The organism is Tomitella cavernea, assembly GCF_016599145.1.
GTDB lineage: Bacteria > Actinomycetota > Actinomycetes > Mycobacteriales > Mycobacteriaceae > Tomitella > Tomitella cavernae.
On record NZ_JAENKO010000026.1, the window covers coordinates 42,108 to 61,589 of the forward strand.

At 70.1% G+C, this 19,482-nt stretch carries 20 protein-coding genes; 8 read left to right on the top strand and 12 right to left on the bottom strand.

Annotated features, from left to right (window positions below; all coding sequences use genetic code 11):
- The first annotated feature begins 43 nt into the window (after positions 1 to 43).
- From JJ683_RS10590 to JJ683_RS10600, 3 genes are all read left to right on the top strand, one after another.
- Positions 44 to 646: a TetR/AcrR family transcriptional regulator gene (locus JJ683_RS10590; RefSeq protein WP_200173904.1), complete on the top strand. Its 603-nt coding sequence runs from the start codon at positions 44 to 46 to the stop codon at positions 644 to 646.
- A 149-nt stretch (positions 647 to 795) separates the two neighbouring features.
- Positions 796 to 2,007, top strand: a complete 1,212-nt coding sequence (locus tag JJ683_RS10595) for an acyl-CoA dehydrogenase family protein (protein ID WP_200173906.1) — start codon at positions 796 to 798, stop codon at positions 2,005 to 2,007.
- On the top strand, positions 2,004 to 3,035 hold the full coding sequence (locus JJ683_RS10600; protein ID WP_200173908.1) for a phosphotransferase family protein: 1,032 nt from the start codon (positions 2,004 to 2,006) through the stop codon (positions 3,033 to 3,035). The genes JJ683_RS10595 and JJ683_RS10600 overlap by 4 nt, the downstream gene beginning before the upstream one ends.
- Positions 3,036 to 3,081: 46 nt before the next feature.
- Here JJ683_RS10600 and JJ683_RS19440 read toward each other — a convergent pair whose 3' ends face one another.
- The 9 genes from JJ683_RS19440 to JJ683_RS10640 form a co-directional block, all read right to left on the bottom strand.
- A complete protein-coding gene (locus JJ683_RS19440; RefSeq protein WP_277952118.1) occupies positions 3,082 to 3,207 on the bottom strand; it encodes a hypothetical protein in 126 nt (41 codons plus the stop codon).
- A 176-nt stretch (positions 3,208 to 3,383) separates the two neighbouring features.
- Positions 3,384 to 4,958, bottom strand: coding sequence for an SLC13 family permease (locus JJ683_RS10605; RefSeq protein WP_200173910.1), 1,575 nt, complete (start codon positions 4,956 to 4,958; stop codon positions 3,384 to 3,386).
- Positions 4,959 to 5,117: 159 nt separating this feature from the next.
- On the bottom strand, positions 5,118 to 5,777 hold the full coding sequence (locus JJ683_RS10610) for a response regulator transcription factor (RefSeq protein WP_200173912.1): 660 nt from the start codon (positions 5,775 to 5,777) through the stop codon (positions 5,118 to 5,120).
- Positions 5,774 to 6,361 (bottom strand): sensor histidine kinase, encoded by a 588-nt coding sequence (locus JJ683_RS10615; protein ID WP_277952119.1) that lies wholly within the window; start codon positions 6,359 to 6,361, stop codon positions 5,774 to 5,776. The genes JJ683_RS10610 and JJ683_RS10615 overlap by 4 nt, the downstream gene beginning before the upstream one ends.
- 12 nt (positions 6,362 to 6,373) lie before the next feature.
- On the bottom strand, positions 6,374 to 7,120 hold the full coding sequence (locus JJ683_RS10620) for a sensor domain-containing protein (RefSeq protein WP_200173916.1): 747 nt from the start codon (positions 7,118 to 7,120) through the stop codon (positions 6,374 to 6,376).
- A gap of 132 nt (positions 7,121 to 7,252) precedes the next feature.
- Positions 7,253 to 7,993, bottom strand: coding sequence for a sulfite exporter TauE/SafE family protein (locus JJ683_RS10625; RefSeq protein ID WP_200173918.1), 741 nt, complete (start codon positions 7,991 to 7,993; stop codon positions 7,253 to 7,255).
- A 178-nt stretch (positions 7,994 to 8,171) separates the two neighbouring features.
- Positions 8,172 to 8,798 (bottom strand): hypothetical protein, encoded by a 627-nt coding sequence (locus tag JJ683_RS10630; protein ID WP_207280138.1) that lies wholly within the window; start codon positions 8,796 to 8,798, stop codon positions 8,172 to 8,174.
- 105 nt (positions 8,799 to 8,903) lie between these two features.
- Positions 8,904 to 9,377: a nitroreductase family protein gene (locus tag JJ683_RS10635; RefSeq protein ID WP_200173921.1), complete on the bottom strand. Its 474-nt coding sequence runs from the start codon at positions 9,375 to 9,377 to the stop codon at positions 8,904 to 8,906.
- 51 nt (positions 9,378 to 9,428) lie between these two features.
- Positions 9,429 to 10,985 carry a multicopper oxidase family protein gene (locus JJ683_RS10640; protein WP_307810849.1) on the bottom strand — a complete coding sequence of 519 codons (1,557 nt, stop codon included), beginning with the start codon at positions 10,983 to 10,985 and terminating at the stop codon, positions 9,429 to 9,431.
- Between the two features lie 306 nt (positions 10,986 to 11,291).
- Between JJ683_RS10640 and JJ683_RS10645 the strand changes: the two genes are divergently transcribed.
- Positions 11,292 to 11,450, top strand: coding sequence for a hypothetical protein (locus JJ683_RS10645; protein ID WP_200173923.1), 159 nt, complete (start codon positions 11,292 to 11,294; stop codon positions 11,448 to 11,450).
- 28 nt (positions 11,451 to 11,478) lie between these two features.
- Positions 11,479 to 12,684 (top strand): amidohydrolase, encoded by a 1,206-nt coding sequence (locus tag JJ683_RS10650; RefSeq protein ID WP_200173925.1) that lies wholly within the window; start codon positions 11,479 to 11,481, stop codon positions 12,682 to 12,684.
- Between the two features lie 11 nt (positions 12,685 to 12,695).
- Here JJ683_RS10650 and JJ683_RS10655 read toward each other — a convergent pair whose 3' ends face one another.
- Both JJ683_RS10655 and JJ683_RS10660 read right to left on the bottom strand, forming a co-directional pair.
- Positions 12,696 to 14,150: a catalase gene (locus tag JJ683_RS10655; protein WP_200173927.1), complete on the bottom strand. Its 1,455-nt coding sequence runs from the start codon at positions 14,148 to 14,150 to the stop codon at positions 12,696 to 12,698.
- Between the two features lie 199 nt (positions 14,151 to 14,349).
- Positions 14,350 to 15,543 (bottom strand): esterase-like activity of phytase family protein, encoded by a 1,194-nt coding sequence (locus JJ683_RS10660; RefSeq protein WP_200173929.1) that lies wholly within the window; start codon positions 15,541 to 15,543, stop codon positions 14,350 to 14,352.
- A gap of 679 nt (positions 15,544 to 16,222) precedes the next feature.
- Here JJ683_RS10660 and JJ683_RS10665 point away from each other — a divergent pair.
- The 3 genes from JJ683_RS10665 to JJ683_RS10675 all read left to right on the top strand — a co-directional run bounded on the left by JJ683_RS10665 (position 16,223) and on the right by JJ683_RS10675 (position 18,295).
- Positions 16,223 to 16,621: a hypothetical protein gene (locus JJ683_RS10665; protein ID WP_372435283.1), complete on the top strand. Its 399-nt coding sequence runs from the start codon at positions 16,223 to 16,225 to the stop codon at positions 16,619 to 16,621.
- 376 nt (positions 16,622 to 16,997) lie between these two features.
- On the top strand, positions 16,998 to 17,387 hold the full coding sequence (locus JJ683_RS10670) for an antitoxin Xre/MbcA/ParS toxin-binding domain-containing protein (protein WP_200173931.1): 390 nt from the start codon (positions 16,998 to 17,000) through the stop codon (positions 17,385 to 17,387).
- 368 nt (positions 17,388 to 17,755) lie between these two features.
- Positions 17,756 to 18,295, top strand: coding sequence for an RES domain-containing protein (locus JJ683_RS10675; RefSeq protein ID WP_345601921.1), 540 nt, complete (start codon positions 17,756 to 17,758; stop codon positions 18,293 to 18,295).
- A gap of 514 nt (positions 18,296 to 18,809) precedes the next feature.
- On the opposite strand, the gene JJ683_RS10680 is transcribed toward JJ683_RS10675, so the two are convergent.
- Complete coding sequence (locus tag JJ683_RS10680) at positions 18,810 to 19,172, bottom strand: helix-turn-helix domain-containing protein (protein ID WP_200173932.1); 363 nt, start codon at positions 19,170 to 19,172, stop codon at positions 18,810 to 18,812.
- Positions 19,173 to 19,482 lie beyond the last annotated feature (310 nt).

The following is a 19,482-nucleotide window of genomic DNA, read 5'->3' on the forward strand; positions in this document are numbered from 1 at the left end:
CTAACCATTGCCCGAGCGATCGCTCGCTCGCTATCCTCAGGCGGTGACGGACTGGCGCGACTTCTCCGATGACGGGCTCACGCCCACGCTCCGGGCGGCACGCGGGCTGTTCGCCCGCAACGGTTATCACGCGACGTCGATCCGCGCGGTGGCCGAAGCGGCAGGGCTGTCGGTGCCGGGGCTGTACCACCATCACAGGTCCAAGCAGGCGATCCTGGGCGCCCTCGTCGACGCGACCATGGACCGCATGTTGGCGCACACCCGCGCCGCGGAAGCAGATTCGGACGGCACGGCACTCGGACGCTTCGACAACGTACTGGAGTGCCTGCTGCGGTTCCACATGCTCCGGCGCGACGACGCTTTCGTCGCGTCCACCGAGATGCGAAGCATGGACGACACGCTGCTGCTCCGGCACATCGCGCAGCGCGACGAGCAGCAGCGCATGATCGCCGACATCATCGCCCAGGGCGTGGCCGACGGCACCTTCCGCTGCGGGCACGTCGACGATGGCGCCCGCGCCGCCGCGTCACTGTGCGTGGCCGTCGCGGGCTGGTACGACCCAACAGGCGTGCTGACCGCCGACGAGGTCGTCGCGCGACAGCTCGACATCGCGCGCCGCATCGCAGGCTTCCCGCCCCCGCCGTGACCGCCGACGACTCTTGACAGGCGTGCGGGGCCGGTGCCAACCTTGTCCCGAGCCGATCGATCGCTCGGTCGGGATCGCGGGAACGTCCCCCGGCCGGGCACGAACCCCGGCGGGCTCCTGCGCCGACACCCCGCACAGAAGAGGTGCCCATGGCCATCGACCTCACGCCCACGGCACGGGCCCGCCGCGTCGCGGAGGCGACGCGGCGACTGGTCCGCGAACGCATCCTGCCGCTCGAGAACGAACACGCCGGCGACATCACCGCCGCCGGCGGGGACTCGTTCCGCGCGACAATCCAGCAGTACTCCCGTGATGCCGGCGTGTTCGCGCCCCACGCACCCGTCGAGTACGGGGGCCTGGGCATGGACATGCGCGACCGCGCGCCTGTGTTCGAAGAGGCCGGATACTCGGTGTTCGGGCCCGCCGCCCTGAACATCGCCGCGCCTGACGAGGGCAACATCCACATGCTCGCCCACATCGCGTCCGCCGAACAGAAGGTGCGCTTCCTGGCGCCGCTGTGCCGCGGCGAGGTGCGCTCGGCGTTCGCGATGACCGAGCCGCCACCGGGTGCGGGCGCCGATCCGGCCGCACTCGCCACGACGGCCGCGCGGGTGCCCGGCGGCTGGCGGATCGACGGCGCCAAGCAGTTCATCACCGGGGCCGACGGCGCCGGATTCTTCATCATCATGGCGCGCACGGCGGGCGCCCCTGGCGATCGCGGCGGGGCGACGATGTTCCTCGCCCCGGCGGAGGCGGCCGGCATCCGCGTGGGCCGGCACATCCCCACCATCGACCGCTCGATGGTGGGCGGGCACTGCGAAGTGACGTTCGACGGGCTGCAGCTGCCCGACGACGCCGTGCTGGGCGAGGTGGACGAGGGTTACCGCTACGCCCAGGTGCGCCTGGGCCCCGCGAGGATGACGCATGTGATGAGGTGGCTGGGGTCGGCGCGCCGCGCCCACGACATCGCGCTGGATTACAGCGCGGGCCGGCGGTTGTTCGGCCGGCGGCTCGGCGACCTGGGCATGGCGCAGAAGATGATCGCGGACAACGAGATCGACCTCGCCGCGACGCGCGCGCTGTTGCTCACCGCGTGCGCCGACCTGGACGCGGGGGACTTGGGCGCCACCTCCACTTCCATCGCCAAGGTCTACGGCGCCGAGGCCATCGACCGGGTGATCGACCGCAGCATCCAACTGTGCGGAGGAATGGGCGTGTCCGAGGACTTGCCGTTGAGCCGTCTGCAGCGCGAGGTGCGCCCGTTCCGCATCTACGACGGGCCCTCCGAGGTGCACCGGTGGTCGATCGCGAAAAGGGCCGTGCGGCGCGCCGTGCAGGCCCGGGAGGAAGAGTCACGATGAACAGCAACGCGGCCGACACCGAGCGTGCCCTCGACCTGGACGCCCTCGGCGCATATCTCGCCGAGCAGGCCGACGTCGTCGGCACCCTCACCGCGACGAGGCTCGCGGGCGGGAAGTCCAACCTGACGTTCCGCGTCGCCGACGAGGCGGGCACGGCGTGGGTGGTGCGGCGGCCGCCGCTCGCCGGGCTCACCCCGTCCGCGCACGACATGACGCGCGAATACCGGGTGACCAGCGCGCTCGCCGGCAGCGGAGTCCCGGTGGCGCCCGCGGTGGCGCTGTGCGAGGACGAGTCTGTGATCGGCGCGCCGTTCACCGTCATGGGTTTCGTCGACGGAAAGGTGGTCCGCACCGCCGACGAGCTCGCGGCGCTCACCGACGCGGACATCGCGGCGTGCACCGGCGAGATGATGCAGTTGCTCGCCGCGCTGCACGCGGTGGACTACACGGCGGCGGGGCTGGGCGACTTCGGGCGTCCGGACGGGTACCTGCAGCGGCAGGCCACGCGGTGGCTGCGCCAGTGGGAGTACGTGGCCACGGGCGACCTGCCGGACGTCGAAGTGCTGGGCAAGCGGCTGCTGGAACGGATCCCCGAATCATCGGCCGCGTCGATCGTGCACGGCGACTACCGGATCGACAACGTCATGCTCGCTCCTGACGACCCCGGACGGATCGTCGCCGTGGTCGACTGGGAACTGTCCACGCTGGGCGATCCCCTCGCGGACGTCGCCATGATGTGCGCGTACCGGCACGCTGCACTGGACAGCGTGCTCGGGTTCCCCGCAGCCTGGACCCAGGCGCGTATCCCGGGGCCGCAGGACCTGGCGGAGCGCTATGCCGCGGCCACCGGATCCGACCTGCCGCACTGGGACTTCTACACGGGTCTGGCCTACCTCAAGATCGGCGTCATCGCCGCCGGCATCGCCCACCGGACGCAAGCCGGCGCCGCCGCCGGCGAGGACCACGCCGCCGCCGCGGTACCCGAGTACATCAGTCTCGGGCTGACGGCCCTCAGGGCAGGAACGTAGCCGCGGCCGCTTGTCCATGGTCGGCGTCTGAGCGGCGCCGGCCCCTTCACAGTGATTGGAACAACGCGAAGATCGGGACCCACAGCACTGCGGAGGCACGGGCGAACGGGCTGGTGTTCATGTTGTCGGTGATCCAGTCGCTGAGGCTCCCGAAGACGACTTCCGAACCCATGATTCCTCCTTGAACTGGGGAGTCGCGGCGTCACCCAGCCGTGCGGGCGGCCCGGTGCGCGAAGGCTTTGGGGGCTGCACGGACGAGCGGCGCTCTATTGCAACCCACACGCTACTCTTTGACTTGAATTAAAACCAGGGGCGTTCACTGCCCCGCACCCACCCGTGCCGCGGCTCCTAGACCGTCAGTCCGAACACCCACACCGCGAGGGTCATCGTGGTCACCGTGACCAGCACGATGCCCACCAGGTTGAGCCAGAAACCGCCGCGCACCATCGATCCGATCGTGACGTAGCCGGAGCCGTAGGCGACCGCGTTCGGCGGCGTGGCCACCGGCAGCATGAATGCGCAAGAGGCGGCCAGCGCGGTCGGGATGGTCAGCAGCATCGGATCGAGCCCGATGCCCAGCGCAACGCCGGCGACCACCGGCAGGAACGTCGCGGCGGTGGCGGTGTTGCTGGTCAGCTCGGTGAGCACCAGGATCAGTCCTGCAACGATGACCACGATGAGCACCACCGGCAGCACGCCCAGGCCCTCGACCTGCTCGCCGATCCACAGCGACAGCCCGGACGAAGTGAACTGGCCGGACAGTGCCAGGCCGCCGCCGAAGAGCAGCAGCACCCCCCACGGCAGCTCCAGCGCGGTGTCCCAGTCCAACAGCTTGACCCCGCGCCCGGTGCCGGCGGGCAGCAGGAACAGCGCCACGCCCGCGGCCATCGCGATGCCGGCGTCGCTGATCGGCGGATCATCCCAGATCACCGGCACGAACACCCAGCTCAGCGCGGCAGCAATGAAGATCACCAGCACCCGCTTCTCGCCGGTGGACATCGGGCCGAGCTTGCGCAGTTCGGTGGCCACCAGCTCGCGGCCGCCCGGGATCTCGTCCATCTCCGGGCGGAACAGCACCCGGGTCAACAGCAGCCAGCAGATGAACAGGAACACCACCGCCAGCGGCAGGCCCACCATCATCCACTGCCCGAAGCCGATATGGATGCCGAAGTTGTCTGACATGTAGCCGGCAAGCAGCGTGTTCGGCGGGGTGCCGATGATCGTGGCCAACGAGCCCAGCGAAGCCGCATAGGCGATGCCGAGCATCAATGCGGTGCCGAACTTCGAGCGCACCACGTCGTCGACGACCCCGTCGCGGCCCGCGGCGCCGTCGTCCACGCCTTCCGCGCCGCCACGGACGGACATCTCCCGGGAGACCAGCCCGAGCACCGACATGCCCAGCGGCAGCATCATCACCGCGGTGGCGGTGTTCGAGACCCACATGCTGATGAAGGCGGTGGCGATCATGAACCCGCCGATCATCCGGTGCGATCGGCTGCCCATCACCCGGACGATGTGCATGGCGATGCGCCGGTGCAGGTTCCACCGCTGCATACCCAAGGCCAGCAGGAATCCGCCCATGAACAGGAAGATGATGTTGTTGCCGTACGAAGCGCCGACGGTGTCGAACCCGATCGGCTCGCCGTCCGCATCGGTCATCCGCGCCACCGGGAAGATCAGAACCGGCAGCAGCGCGGTCGCTGGGATCGGGATCGCCTCGGTCATCCACCACACGGCCATCAGCAGCGCGGTCGCTGCGGTGACGCGGGCCGAATGCCCCACCCCGGACGGCAGTGCGAAGAAGACCACGACCGCCAGGACGATCCCGCCGGCGACACCGGCCCATCGCATGCGGCTCGTCCGCGCGGCCACGGGGCTCTCGCGTTGGCCGGGGGCAAGCACGATCTCAGATTCCGGCACCATCACTCCTGATTCGGCTCCAACCGGCCCGGCACGTGCGCCCACGGCCGGGCACGGGGCGTACCGGACCCGAACAACGCGGAAAGGCTACCGGCCGACGAACGGCCCGGATCCCCCCGTTTGCGGGGAACCGGCGCAGGCCCGGCGGGCTTCAGGGCCCGATCACCCGGGCCCGGGCCGGTCCTGCAGGTAGCGGAGCACCGCGAGCACCCGGCGATTACCGGTCGCGGTGCGCGGAAGGTCGAGTGCGGTCAGGATGCCGGCGATGTGCTTTTCCACCGCCCGCTCGGTGATGACCAGGGCCGCCGCGATGCCGGCATTGGACAGGCCCTGCGCCATCGCTCCAAGCACCTCGGTTTCCCGGGGGGTCAACGCGGCCAGCCGGTCGGTGCGCCGGCCGGCCCGCAGCAGTTGCGCAACCACCTCCGGGTCCAGGGCGGTGCCGCCGGCCGCCACCCGTTCGAGCGCTTCGACGAACTCGCGCACCTCGGCGACCCGGTCTTTGAGCAGGTAGCCGACCCCGCGCGGCGACCCGGCCAACAATTCGGTGGCGTAGCGGGTCTCGATGTGCTGGGAGAAGATCAGCGCCCCGACCTCCGGGTGCGCACGGCGCAGCGCGAGCGCGGTGTGCAGTGCCTCGTCGGTGAACGACGGCGGCATCCGGACGTCGACGATGCACACGTCCGGCGCCGCGGTGGCCACCGCGGTCCGCAGCCGGTCGCCGTCGGACACCGCGGCGGTGACCCGGTGGCCGCTGTCGGTGAGCACATGAACCAGCCCGTCGCGCAGGATGGCACTGTCCTCGGCGATGGCGATCCTCACAGCGCGTCCTCGGCGGACAGCGGTAGCTCGATGGTCACCGTCGTCCCGCCGCCGGACGGGGAGTCGATCGTCATGGTGCCGTCGACGGGTCGGGCCCGTTCGGCCAGACCCGGCAATCCGGTGCCGCCGCCGGGCCGCGCCCCGCCGCGACCGTCGTCGGCAACGGCGAGGCGCAGCCGACCGCGCCCGGCGCGCACGTCGATCTCGATCCGCCCGGCGCCACTATGCTTGACAGCGTTGGTGAGCAGTTCGGCCGCGCACAGGTAGGCGATCGTCTCGACCGCCGGCGTCGGCCGGGCTTCGATGCCGGTCGCCACGCGTACCGGCACTGTGCTGTGCGCGGCCAGGGTGCGCAGCGCGGTGTCCAGGCCGTCGTCCAGCCCGGCCGGATGGATCCCGCGCGCCAGGTCGCGGACCTCCGCGATGGATTCCTTGGCCAGCACGTGCACCCGGTCGAGCAGCGGGACGGCCGCGGCCGGGTCGGCCCCCTCTGCCAGTTTCTCCTTGGCCAGGCCCGCGTTCATCGCCAGCGTGACCAGGCGCGCCTGCGTCCCGTCATGCAGGCTGCGTTCGATGCGGCGCAGCGCGGCGGCGGATTAGTCGACCACCTGTGCACGGGAGTGCTCCAGTTCGGTGACCCGGGACGCGGTGCGCGACGGGCCCAGCAGCACCCGCAGCACCGGGCGTTCCACGGCCAGCACAGCGCGCACCGCCCACGGGGCCAGCAGCAGCACGACGACGCCGGCCACGGCGAGCCAGACGATCTCTGCGGTCGACTCCAGGTAGCGCCCGTCCCCGAGTTGCATTGCGCGGTGACAGGGGGCACCCGGTCCGCCGTCCACGCAGGGCAGCCACCGCCGCCAGAGCCCGTAGCTCAGGGCCCCGAGCCCGTAGCTATACAAGACAATGCTCACGACCGACGAGGCGATGCCCAGCGGGAGCTTGACGATGAAATACAGTATGGCCCGCCAGGCGGTGCCATCCTGGAGCGCGGACACGAGCCTGCCGAGCATGCCCGGACGGCGGGCTCGAAACGGCGCCGGTGCCGGGACGTCCCAGCCGAGCAGCCGATTGGTGCCCGCTCGCCAGCACCCTCCGAGCCATCGCGCCGCCGCCCCCGTCACCGCGATGAGCGGCAGTCCGACGAACGTGATGACCAGCACCCCGCCGATCGACAACGAAGCCACCGCCAGGATGAACCCGGCCATCCCCACCGGCAGCGAGACCAGCGCGTACGCCAGCTCGGCCCAGGAGCGCCGCGTGAACAATGCCAGGACGACCCGCAGGATCGACGCCGCGGGCCCGGACCGCCCGGACGCAGTAGTTTCGCTCGACTCCACCATCGATCCAGCATCCCACGTGGATTGCTGCGCCGACATCGTGCGGACACCCGCATCCGCACTCGTGCCAGCACCACCGTCGCCCATCCGGGCACCGGACGTTCCGCCGCGACCGGTGCGATGCCCGGACGGCGTTCACAACGCCGCGAGCCCGCGGGCCAGGGCGGCGGCGCCACCGATTCCGGCCAGGCCGATAGCCACCCGGCGGGCCCCGTCGGCGGAGACCCGGGTGCTCAGCAGGGCTCCGAGCCGGATGCCGACCACCACGATCCCCGCGATCAACGGGAAGACCCACCACGGCGGGAGCTCACCAAGCGGGGCGGCACCGAACCCGATCTTCATGCCCACCGAGGCCAGCCCCATCGTCAGAAACGTCGGCTGCATGGTGGCCGCGAAGGCCCGCTGGCCCCAACCGGTGAGCTTGGCGTAGACGACGACCACAGGCGCCGAGACCCCCGCGGCGGTGTTGCACAGCCCGCCGAGCGCACCGGCAGCGGGGGTCAGAGCCCGCGCTGTGAGCACCGGCATCCGCGGCATACCGAAAGTGGTGGCCAGCGCGATGAGCACCATCGCGCCGATGAGCACCTGCAGCCACCCGGCGGGGGTGGCGCGCACCAACAGCGCGCCGACGGCCGCACCCACCAGCACCCCGGGCGCCAGGCGCAGGTAACGGCACCATTCGATGTCGCGGCGCACCGCCAACATGATCAGGAACGCGGAGACGGTGGTCGTTGCGTTGGTGACCAGGATCCCGGAGACCGGCCCCAGGATCACGGTGAGCACCGGAGCGCACACCAGGCCCACCCCGGTGCCGGAGAGCCGTTGGAGCACCGCCCCGATCAGTATGGCGAGCCCGGCGACGAGCAGACCGGTCATCGCACCTCAATCGCCTCACCTGGCCGGGGACTCGCCCGAGACTACGCCGCGCGCAATCGACGCGGATGATGAGGACGGGCGCGCCGGCGGTCTCGTCAGCTACGTCAGGCCCTTCGCCTACGCACGCTGGAGTAATCGGGGTCCGGCCAAATGCGGTTCACTCGGCTGCAGCCGGTCGTCATAGGTGCCCCGGAAACGCCCGGCACGTGTCCGGTCGGCCCTCCGCCGCGACCTGCGCGTCCACCCGGAGAAGCCCGCCCGTGGCCGGCGCCGGGACCTGTTCCGCTGTGCCGCCGATCAGCCCGCCGGCCGCGTCGTAGCACGCCACACCCAGGTTCATCGTCACCCCGGAACCCACCTGCGTCTCATCGGGCAGGCCGTGTAGCAGGAACTGCGCCGTGAACCCGTACGGCCCGTCGCCGGTGATCGCGTACGAGTCGGCGGGTTCGATCCGGCTCCACAAATCAGGGAACTTCTCGTCGCTCACACGCGTCGTCGCGGTCATCGACTCCACCGCCGCGTCACCCGGCACCGTGGCCTCGACCGGCACGGCGAACTGCTGATCAGCCCACGAGACCATCGCCGGCCCCTGCGTGCTCGCGAGCACCTCGTCGTCGCCGTCGCGGAACTCCACCTCGGTCAGCATGAACCCTCCGACGGCGTCCTCCCCTGCAGTGGCCGTGACGATTCCCTGCACCTGCGAGCCAGTCTGCATGAACCAGGTGTCGTCCACCGTAACCCCGCCGTCGCCGCCGGAACCGCAGGCCGTTAAGCCGCACGCCGCCAGCACACAGAGTGCGACCACGCCGCCCGATTTCACCGACCCACGCCCCATGGGCGTCACCCTAAGCCAAGTCCAGGGAACAGGGTCCATCCCGGTTGGAAACTCTTCCCGAGCCCGCCCAACCCCTCACTCGTACAGCGGCTCCCCGAACCTGTCCGCGTAGACGAACTCCTCCACCGGCCGGCGCCGCAGTTTCGTGGGGAACGGCCGGGCGGGGTATCCGGCGCACACGTACGCCGCCGTGAAGTACTCGTCCGGGATGCCCAGCAGTGCGCGCACCGCCGGCTCTTCGCGGCACAGCATCGTCGTCACCGCCGGCGCCACTCCCGCAGCGCGCAACGCCAGGCACAGGTTCTGCATCGTCGGATAGATCGAAGCCCCGCCCACCACACTGGTGCGCCCCAGGCCCGCATCCGTCACCTTCAGCGCCGCCTTCAGTGCCCTGTCACGCACCGCGATCCAGCGCACGGGCTGCCGATTGCCGCCCTGCGGGGCGAGGCGGGCCGCGTCGAACGCCGCGTACAGGACGTCCTCCGGCATCGGCTCGTCCCGGTAGTACCGGCGGGTGCCGGTGGTCCGCATCGCCTCGATCACGTCCAAGGACGCCTCCCGCGCACCGCTCGTGTCCTGCCGGAACGTGCCCCGGCCCGTTCAATCCCCTCTGTGATCCCCGTGGCCGCCGCCGTCCTCGGGCGACGCGATCGTGCCCGCGTCGCCCTGGTCGAGGCCGCTGCCGATCGCCGGGACGGGGGCCTCGCCCGGCTCGACGACGACGAACTGCCCCATCATGCCCTGGTCCTCGTGATACATCATGTGGCAGTGATACATGTACGGCCAGCGAGTGGACGTGTAGTCGGTGAACCGGACGGCGAGCGTGGCCACCGCGCCGGGCGCGAGCAGGATGGTGTCCTTCCACCCGTCGGTCAACGGGGTGGTCGACGTCCGGTCCAGGGACAGCACCCGGAACTGGGTGTCGTGGACGTGGAAGTTGTGGATCCAGTTGTCCTTGTTGGACACCGTCCACACCTCCCAGCCAGGGTGGTCGATCACCTCGTCGACCCTGCTGATGTCCATTCGCCTGCCATTGATCTGGAACCATTCCATGTCGAAGCTCCGCCGCCGCGCGCCGTCGGTGTCCGGAAGCGCGCCGAGCGTGGTGTTGAGTTCCGTCGGCAGCGCGCCGGGGTCCTCGCCCGCGCCGGGTCCGGAGATCGTCAACAGATCGAACTCGTCGTCGAGGCCGAAATCCGGGGCGTCGCCGTCGTCCACCTCCAGGCTGTCGGCGAAGCGCACGTTCCGCAGCGTGACCTTGTCGTCCGCGGCCAGGTCGACGACGATTTCGACGCGTTCGCCGGGGCTGATGCAGGCGTTCTCCACCGTCCGGGGCGTGTCGAGCAGGCCGCCGTCGGACCCGACGATCGCAAAGGGGCGCCCATCGGAGAAGCGCAGGTTGAAAACGCGCATAGTCGCACCGTTGAGGATGCGGAAGCGGACCCGCCTCGCCATGGCGGCGAAGTGCGGGTCGGTGACACCGTTGACGACGGGCGTGTCACCGAGCAGCCCCATATCCGGCAGGTCGGTCTCGTCGAGCGTTCCGTCGTCGTCGAATCTGCGGTCCTGGACGATCAACGGGATGTCGTCGACGCCGTAGTCCCGGGGCAGGTCCAGGGAGTCGGAGGCGTCATCGTCGACGATGAACAGCCCGGCAAGCCCGCGGTACACGTGCTTACCGGTGACCCCGTGCGGGTGCGGGTGGTACCAGAGCGTCGCCGCCTGCTGGTCGATGCGCCATTCCGGTGCCCACGTGCCGCCGGGAAGGATCGGCTGGTGCGGGCCGCCGTCCATCCGGGCGGGCAGGTGCATCCCGTGCCAGTGCGTCGTCGTCATTTCGGGCAGACGGTTGCTGACCTCCACACGCACGATATCGCCCCGGCGCGCCCGGATGGTCGGCCCCAGGATCGACCCGTTGTAGCCCCACGTCGGAGTCGCCACTCCGGGAAGAATCTCGCTGGTCCCGGTCACCGCCTCGAGCGAGAAGACCGTGTTTCCGTCGACTGTGCGCGGCTCCAGTAGCGGCGGTATGGGCAAGGGGCGCCGCGCACCGCCTGCGTTGCCGCCATTGCCTCCGCCGCCATTCCCGCCCACGCCTACCGGCGAAGGCTCCTGCCCGCAGCCCGCGAGCACCACCCCGGCCGCAGCGATACCCACGAGCCCGCCGGCTCCTCGAAGCAGGCTCCTGCGTGTGATGTTCGGATACGGAGATTCGGGCAACGGCACTGTCTACACCTCGCTGTCGACGTTCAGATGAACGGTGCTCGACGCAGGCCCGGTCGTCACTGTCCGGAGCGGAACGGTACGTGACGAACGCCGGCGGCACCCCCGGCCACCGGTGTTCCGATGAAGAAAGTCACCGGGGCCTCGCCTGCGTGGCCCACATCTCCCGCCACTCTCCTGCGACCGCGGTCACTCAGGCCGTCTTCACTCGGCGACGGTGCCGCGCAGATCAGCGGCGGCATGGACGAGGTGGTCGGGCGCCTCACCACGTTCGCCGGCACGCAGGGCACGGGGACGGGGCGGCTCTCGACGATGGCCGACACCCTCGGATCCCAGCCCGGGCCGGTGACGCAGGGCGCCGCCGTCGCACCGCGCCCGGCGCCCCGCCACACCGGCTGACGGCGCGGCGGCCGGAGGAGGAGAGACAATGGTGCCCGTGAAATCGACCGAAGACCCGGCCGCCCTCAAGGCCCGCGCCCGCGCCCGCATCGACGCAGCACGCGGCCGCCTCATCGCACTGAGCCGCGACATCCACGCGGCACCGGAGCTCGCTTTCGACGAGTACCACGCGGCGCAGCGGGCCTCAGAGCTGCTGGAAGCCGAGGGTTTCGCCATCGAGCGCGGCGCCGGCGGCCTCGACACGGCGTTCGTCGCAACCTACGGCGACGGCGACCTCACCATCGGCCTGTGCGCGGAGTACGACGCGCTGCCGGGGCTCGGTCATGCCTGCGGGCACAACATCATCGCCGCCGCATCGGTCGGCGCCGCGCTGGGCCTCGCCGACGTCGCCGACGAGGCGGGTGTCCGCGTCGTCGTCATTGGCACTCCGGCCGAGGAGCAGGGCGGAGGCAAGATCCGGCTACTCGAACGCGGCGTGTTCGACGCGGTGACGGTGGCGATGATGGTGCACCCGGAGGCCTTCGAGGTGCACCCCGCGGACGTCGCGACCCCCGCCGTCGCCCGCTTCGCCGTCACCTACACCGGCAGGCCGGCGCACGCGTCCGCCGCACCCCACGAGGCGGTCAACGCCGCCGATGCCGCCGTGGTCGCCCAGGTGGCCGTCGGGCTGCTGCGCCAGCAGCTCACCGCGGACTGCCGGATCGGGCTGTACGTGCGCGAAGGCGGCGAGGCCACCAACATCATCCCGGCGCACACCGTCGTCGAGTGCGAGGTGCGCGCTGCGGCGACGGACACCCTCGACGAGCTCCGCCGCCGCGTCATCGCGTGCTTCGAGGCCGGTTCCCTCGCCACCGGCGCGCAGGTCGCCATCGAACAGACTCAGCCCCCGTACGCGGCACTCGAACCCGACCCGATGCTCTCCCACTACTACGCGGCGAACGCCGCCGTCCTCGGCCGCGCGCCCGCAGCCCGCGGCACCCGCACCGTCGGGTCCACCGACATGGGCGACATCACCCGCGCTCTCCCCGGCATCCACCCGATGATCGCGATCCGCGGCGCCGGGAGCCATCCGCACACAGCGGGATTCGCCGACGATGCGGTGTCGCCCGCAGCGGACGACACCGCCGTGGACGGGGCCCTGGCGCTGGCGTTCACCGGCATCGACGTGGCACTCGACGCCGCGGCTCGCGCACGGTACATCGACCGGCACCGCGCGCGGGCGGGCCGGGCCTGACCGGCCGGGCCTCACCGCCCGCCGCGCACCGCCGCCTCCACGCGCTCGCCCAGACCGGCGTCCACATTGCGCCAGTACTCGAACGCCCTCTGCAGCACCGGTTCCGAAACCCCGTCGAGCAGGTGCCCCGCGATGTTCGACACCAGCCGCTCACGGGCGGCGTCGTCCATCACCTCGCGAACCAGCGTGCCCGCCTGGCCGAAGTCGTCGTCCTCGGCGTGCAGGGATGCCGCCGTGCGGGTCAGCTCACCGTCGGCGGGCCACGCTACGGGCTCGCCGAAGCGCGCCGTGTCCGCGGACGGCCCGCCCTTGGAGTTCGGCGCGTACACCGGGTCGGTGGCGTTGTAGTAGCGCATCGCGCCATCCTTGGAATACGAGTGCACCGGTGCGTTCTTCGGATGGTTCACCGGCAGCTGCCGGTAGTTGGCCCCGATGCGCGTGCGGTGCGCGTCGGCGTAAGCGAACACGCGGCCCAACAGCATCCGATCGGGGCTGGGGCCGATGCCGGGCACCATGTTGTTCGGTTCGAAGGCCGCCTGCTCGATCTGTGCATGGTAATCCGCCGGGTTCTCGTCCAGGGTCATCGTGCCCACCTTGACCAGCGGATAGTCGCTGTGCGGCCACACCTTGGTCAGGTCGAACGGGTTGAACCGGTATCCGGCGGCGTCGCCGAACGGCATGATCTGCATATACAGAGTCCAGCTGGGGTGCTCGCCGCGCTCGATCGCCCGGTACAAATCGCGCGTGTGGAAGTCGCCGTCCGCGCCGGCGAGCCGGTCGGCCTCGTCCTGCGTGAGGCACTCGATACCCTGGTCGGTCTTGAAGTGGTACTTGACCCAGAACCGCTCGCCGTCCGCGTTGACCCACATGTACGTGTGGCTGGAATAGCCGTTCATGTTGCGCCAGGTCCGCGGGATGCCCCGGTCGCCCATCAGCCAGGTGACCTGGTGGGCCGACTCCGGCGAGAGCGTCCAGAAGTCCCACTGCATGTCGTGGTCGCGCAGGTTCGTGTCCGCCCGGCGCTTCTGCGAGCGGATGAAGTGCTGGAACTTCATCGGGTCGCGCATGAAGAACACGGGCGTGTTGTTGCCGACCATGTCGTAGTTGCCCTGCTCGGTGTAGAACTTGAGGGCGAACCCGCGCGGATCCCGCCACGTGTCCGGGCTGCCTCGCTCGCCGGCGACGGTGGAGAAGCGCGCCAGCATCTCGGTGCGCCGGCCCGGTTGGAACACGTCCGCCTTGGTGTAGGCGGAGACATCCTCGGTCACCTGGAAATGCCCGAACGCCCCGCCGCCCTTGGCATGCGGCTGCCTCTCGGGCACCCGCTCCCGGTTGAACTGCGCCATCTGCTCGATCAGGTAGGCGTCGTGCAGGACGATGGGGCCGTCCGGCCCCACGGTCAGGGAATGCTCGTCGCTCTCCACCGGTATCCCGGCGTCGGTGGTGGTGGGCTTGTCGGAACTCATCGCGGCTCCTCGCTGTTATGCCGGCCGTCCGCGCTCGGCTGTCGACGGCAGCTGGTCGTCCGAGTTCGGCAGTGGTGCCGGAGGGGCCCGCCTGCGGGCCGTCCATCCCGCTGCACAGTCTCCATGCTTGCCCTGGTTTGCGCCCAGGTCAACCTCGTGGGCGCCCCGAATCGGCGCCGACGCCGACGAGCGGCGACTGCTACTCGGGCAACGCGACGGCGACCGTGTGGATGAGGCTGCGCTGTTCGCCGGTGTTGAAGTTGTCGTCGGACCCCACCAGCAGCGTTTGCCGGCCGTCCGCCTGGTCCGGCGCCCACGCCAGCGATTCAATGTTGTCGACGTTCTCGCCGTTCGGCGAGAAGTCCAGCAGCAGCGTCTTGTCCACCGGCTTCTCGCCCCCGGTGAGGGCCGCGGCGCCCAGCACGTCATCGGCGCCGGCGGTGTCGACCAGGTACAGCTTTCCCACGGTGCCCTGCCCCTTGATCCAGCTGCGTTCCAACACAAGGAAGCGGCCGTCGCCGGTGGCGAGGATCTCGGTGGCGCCGCGCTCGTCGGTGCCCTCCGGCGGGGCGTCGAGAGGGTAGGCGTACTCGGTGGTCGCGGCTCCCGACGCCACGTCGTAGACGGTCAGCCGGGTGCGCGACGCGCCGGGAGCGTCCGGGTCCTGCGCCAGCGGGCCCTCGGCGAGCACGGCCGCGCGAGCGCCGCCGTCGAAGAGGGTGCGCCCCTCGTAGGCCTTGTTGGGGCGCACCCCGCTGGCGCCATCGGCCGGGCGGTGGTACGCCGGAATGACGAAACGGCGCAGCGCCCTGCCGTCTTCGGCGGCGACGGTGATCTCCGGTGCGATCCCCGCCTCGGCGTCGCCCTCCGATGTCCACAGGAGGGTCCCGTCCGGCATCGTCCGGATCGACTCCGGGTCCACCGAACCCGGCGCGAAACCGCGCCCGTTCTCGTCGGTGAGCAAGATCGTGCCGGTGACCAGCGCGAGGCCGGTGCCGCCATCGGGCGTACGCGGCAGGGTCATCCGGTAGACGCGCGCCGGACCTTTGTCGGCGCGGTCGTCGGAGATCCCCAGGTAGCGGTCATCGCCGAGGGATTCGAGACCGGAGATGCCGCCGAACGGGGTGCCGCCCGGCAGCGCCCGGGCGACCGCGGGCGCGAACTGTGCGTCGGAGAGGTCGTAAGTGTCGACGAGTTCCGCCGCCTGTGCGGGCGCGGGAGAGTGAGCGCCATCGGCGGGTTCGGCGGCCCCGGTGACGCTGCACCCGGTGACGGCGAGCAGCGCGCCCGTGATCAGGGCGGCGGCGCCCAGGGGCCGGCGGGCATCGTGCCGCCCGCCGCAGCCGCGTGAGAGGACATGGATCATCGAAGAAGTACTGGGGGAATCGGTCACGACCGCACACTGTTCCCGGCGCGGGTGGCCTGGCGGCGAACAGTGGCGGGCATCCTGGTGACGCCCCGGCCCAGATCGCAATCAGAGGTTCGCCGAGCACCACCATTGACTTGACCACCTAGACCCGGAACGCCGGGGCTATGCCCCGCGCACTCGCCGACATGGTCACCGCGCAGCTCGCCGCGGAAGGCATCGACGAAACCCAACTCGACGACGCCGACTACCGCTACGTCGAAACCAAGATGCGCAGCGTGCTCACCGGGCTCAAAGCCCGCCGCGCCTGGGTGAACCACCTCAGCCCTCTGCTGGCATCGCATTCGACTGCCAGGCGAGGGTCTGGCGCCGCGCCCGCACCGACTACGAGGTCGAGATCATCGCCGCCAAGTCCAGGATGCAGCGACCGGGCGCGTAGCGTGCAAGCCCCGTCCTCCAAGTGCGGGTCTGCGCGCTACGGCGCCTGGACTCCACTTGTGCCAGACGGGCCACTGTGCCGGTTCGACCACCGAACTTACGGAGGCCCGGGCGCCAGTGCGGCGCTCTGTCGAGGTGCGCCACTCTCGTCCAGCGCATGGGAGGTGTTCGGTGCGGTCATGCACGTCGGCAGCCCTGGGGCAGACCCGGGATTGCGTTGTGATTGTTATGCGTAGTCATGCGGGGGATACTGTGTGTTGGAGGGAGCATGATGACACCCCAAGCACCAGCCCGCCCTGACCAGCGCGCGTACGAGGAGGCAATCCGCGCCGAGCCGTCGGTGTTGGTCACCCAACTGCGAGACCTGCTCGGGGTGCGGCTCGTCGCCGTGATCGCCAACGTCCGTGAGACGCGGGCAGTCCACGAGTGGGCCGAAGGCAGCCGCGAGATCCGTAACCCGGTTGTGCTCCCCCGGCTGCGTCTGGCCTACCAGGTTGCAGCCATGATCGCCGACGCCGAGTCCCCGGCCATCGCCCAAGCGTGGATGCAAGGACTGAACCCGCTCCTCGACGATCAGTCCCCCGCGCTGCTGCTGCGTGCCGACGACTCTCAGGAAACGGGCCAGCGCATCCTCGCCGCCGCACGCACCTTCGCCGCGAACGGATGAGCCCGCGGCCACATCTGACCGGGCTTGCGCGCTACGTTCCCTGGTCATCGCAATCGACTGCCCGGCGAGGGGCCGACGCCGACGCGTCGGCCGGCACCTCCGGCGCATCGGCGGCGGGCCGGTTGCGCGCCAACCACACGGCAGGCCACGTGCGCCTTCGCCTGCAGGCGGTGCGCTGCCACCGGACAGGGCCCGCCCCGCGGGCGCCGCAGGCGGGAACGCTCGACGGCGCGCGAGGAAAGTGACCGTCACCACTGCGCACTCGTGCACTCTGGCGTACATTCGGACGTATATAACAAGTGCACTATTCGGCGTACACAGTGCGTAATCCTAGGTGACGCGCTGCTGTTGACGACCAGAACAGGAGGTAACGGCGATGACGGACACCCTGACCCCTCACCACACGGATACGACCAGGATGCCGATCCACGAGGTCGTCCAGTACCTCCTCGACCGTCTGGGGCCGACGCTGGTCGCCTACATGGCCGACACGCGGAGCCGGTCGATGCCGCCGAAGTGGGCCAAGCCTCCCACCGAGCCGGGGCATGCGGAACCCGCCGACGCCAAGGTGCAGCGCATCAAGCTGGCGCACACCGTGTTCACTGCGATCGCCGACGCCGACGACGAGTACGTCGCCCGATCCTGGCTGATCTCGGCGAACCCGCGCTTCGACGGGGCCACCCCGGCGGACCTCATCCGCAGCAACGACGCCAAATCCGTGTACGCAGCAGCGGGCGCGTTCGTCAACGACGACTACTACGCCTGACACGCCGCCAACGCGGGTCGTGCCCCGTTCCTATACTTCTACTCGTCCGCATGTAGCGAGTAGGAGGAGGCCGCACGCTCGTGCCCACCCCCGATTCGGCGCCGGCGGCGCCGCGCGTCTGCGCCCGGACAGGCCTCGTACTGGCGGCCAGCGCTGAGCGGACCGTGTACCGCGTCGCCAGGGTGGGGCGCGGACCGTTCGACCCGCCGCTGCGGCCGATACCGGAGCGGGCAACTGCAGCGGTCCCCCGGGATGAGTGGAGCCGCTAGGACACCATCGGCCGCACCATCTACGCGGGCAGCACGGAGCAGGGCGCTCTGCTCGAGGTCCTCTCCTACATCGAACCGGACCAGACGTCCCCGATCACGATGTCCGACGTCTTCGACGACGTCACCGCCGATGACGATCTGTTCCTGCACGAACAGATCGCCAATGAGCTGCCCGCGCACGGCGGTATGGCGGCACGCTCGGTGTCGAAGCACTGGCGGGAGATCCGCGCCATCTACGAGTTCGAGCTGCCTACCGTCGGCTGGTTCGTCGACGTCACCGCGTCGGACAGCATCGGCGCTTTCGACAAGCAGCTGCGCAGCACCCTGGCCGACGAGCACGGGATCGACGAGCTCCAGCTGTCGCACCTGACCGCCGATGGTGCCGCGGCCCGCCTGCTCACCACGGCCGTCGCCGGGTGGGTCCGCGGCCAGGTGCTCGACGACGGGTCGCTTGCCCACGGCATTGTGTACCCGTCCAAGTTCGGCCGCGACATCGAGAACTACGCGATGTGGCTGCGGCGCCGCGATGACGGCACCAGCGACGACATCGACCCGCGCAGCACCCGGCAGAACGCGATCGGCCGGCACGCGGACGCCTTTCAACGCGCAGTCGAGCGGCTGCGCCTCCGCGCGCACTGACCCACCCACACAGCCCGGGGCGACGCCGCAACGTCACGTGACGTTGCGGCGTCGCCCGGTGGGACCGGCCCGTACCGCCGTTGCGGGCGGCGACCGCGGCGCCCGGCGGGGTTGCGGGGGTGTCTGCGGTAATCGCCCATTATCGTCGGCCACCCTGCACACACCGGACAGCACGCGATCCGACGGCCAAAGCCGCTGGATCCGCTCCGTGCTTGTCAGTTCCCGTCCTGCCTGCCGGTGTCCCGCCCCCGCGGCACTCCACTGTCTCTCCGGCGCGTTGCCCCAGGCCACCTACGTCACGCGGAGCACAGTGGAGACAGGGGCGTCGGCGCAGGCACACTCACGCCGACGCCGACCAACAACGAGCCGGGGATTGCAGCACGAACCGGAGACATCTGGATTACCGGACCGTGGAATCATCAGAACCGCGCTACCCGAAATGCGTCCCTAACAGGGGGGAATGTTCGTGGTACATGAGTGATGGTCTGTCAGCTTCCGTCCGCGTCATGGCGTGCTATCGGCGTGCGTCGCGGATGAACACTCGGATTATCTCCTCAACGGCCTGACGTTGCCGGGTATCCATGAGGTCTGCGCCGGGCGGTGGGGTCCACGGGCCTTCGGCGGCCCATTCGATGTTGAGCCAACCGGCCACCTCGCTGGGCGCCTTGTCGAGGGCGACGGCCACCTTGGCGATCACCTCGGGGCTGGCTCCCTCGCGGCGGTAGTCACCTCGCACCATGCGAGACAGGGTGGAGGCGTAGGTGCCTGCCATCTTGGCGAGTTGGTTGAGGCTGGCCTCGCCGCTCTGTGGGTTTACGGCACCGGCCACTTTCATGGCCTGATTCCACGGTTCTGGGATCTGCGTTAGTGCTGTCATGATTTCGACAATACAGACTATGCCCACGTCGATTCACTGACCGTTACAACAGAGTTGAGCAACCTAATGATTGACAGTACACGCTGTATGCCTGTATTTGTCGCCATCAAACATACATAGTCCACAACAGCATGGCGAGAGTGCGTTGCGTGTTGTGTGATGAAAGGGCCCTGCCGCTGGTTCTGATGGCGCTCATCGATTTTCCCCAGAGTTGCTCGGTGAAGTTCCCCAGGGTCGCGAGGCTAGGTTAGCCGAGGTTGGTGCCGGTGGTGGCGCGGCGGATTTCTTCTGCGGCGGCGTGGTGGTTGCG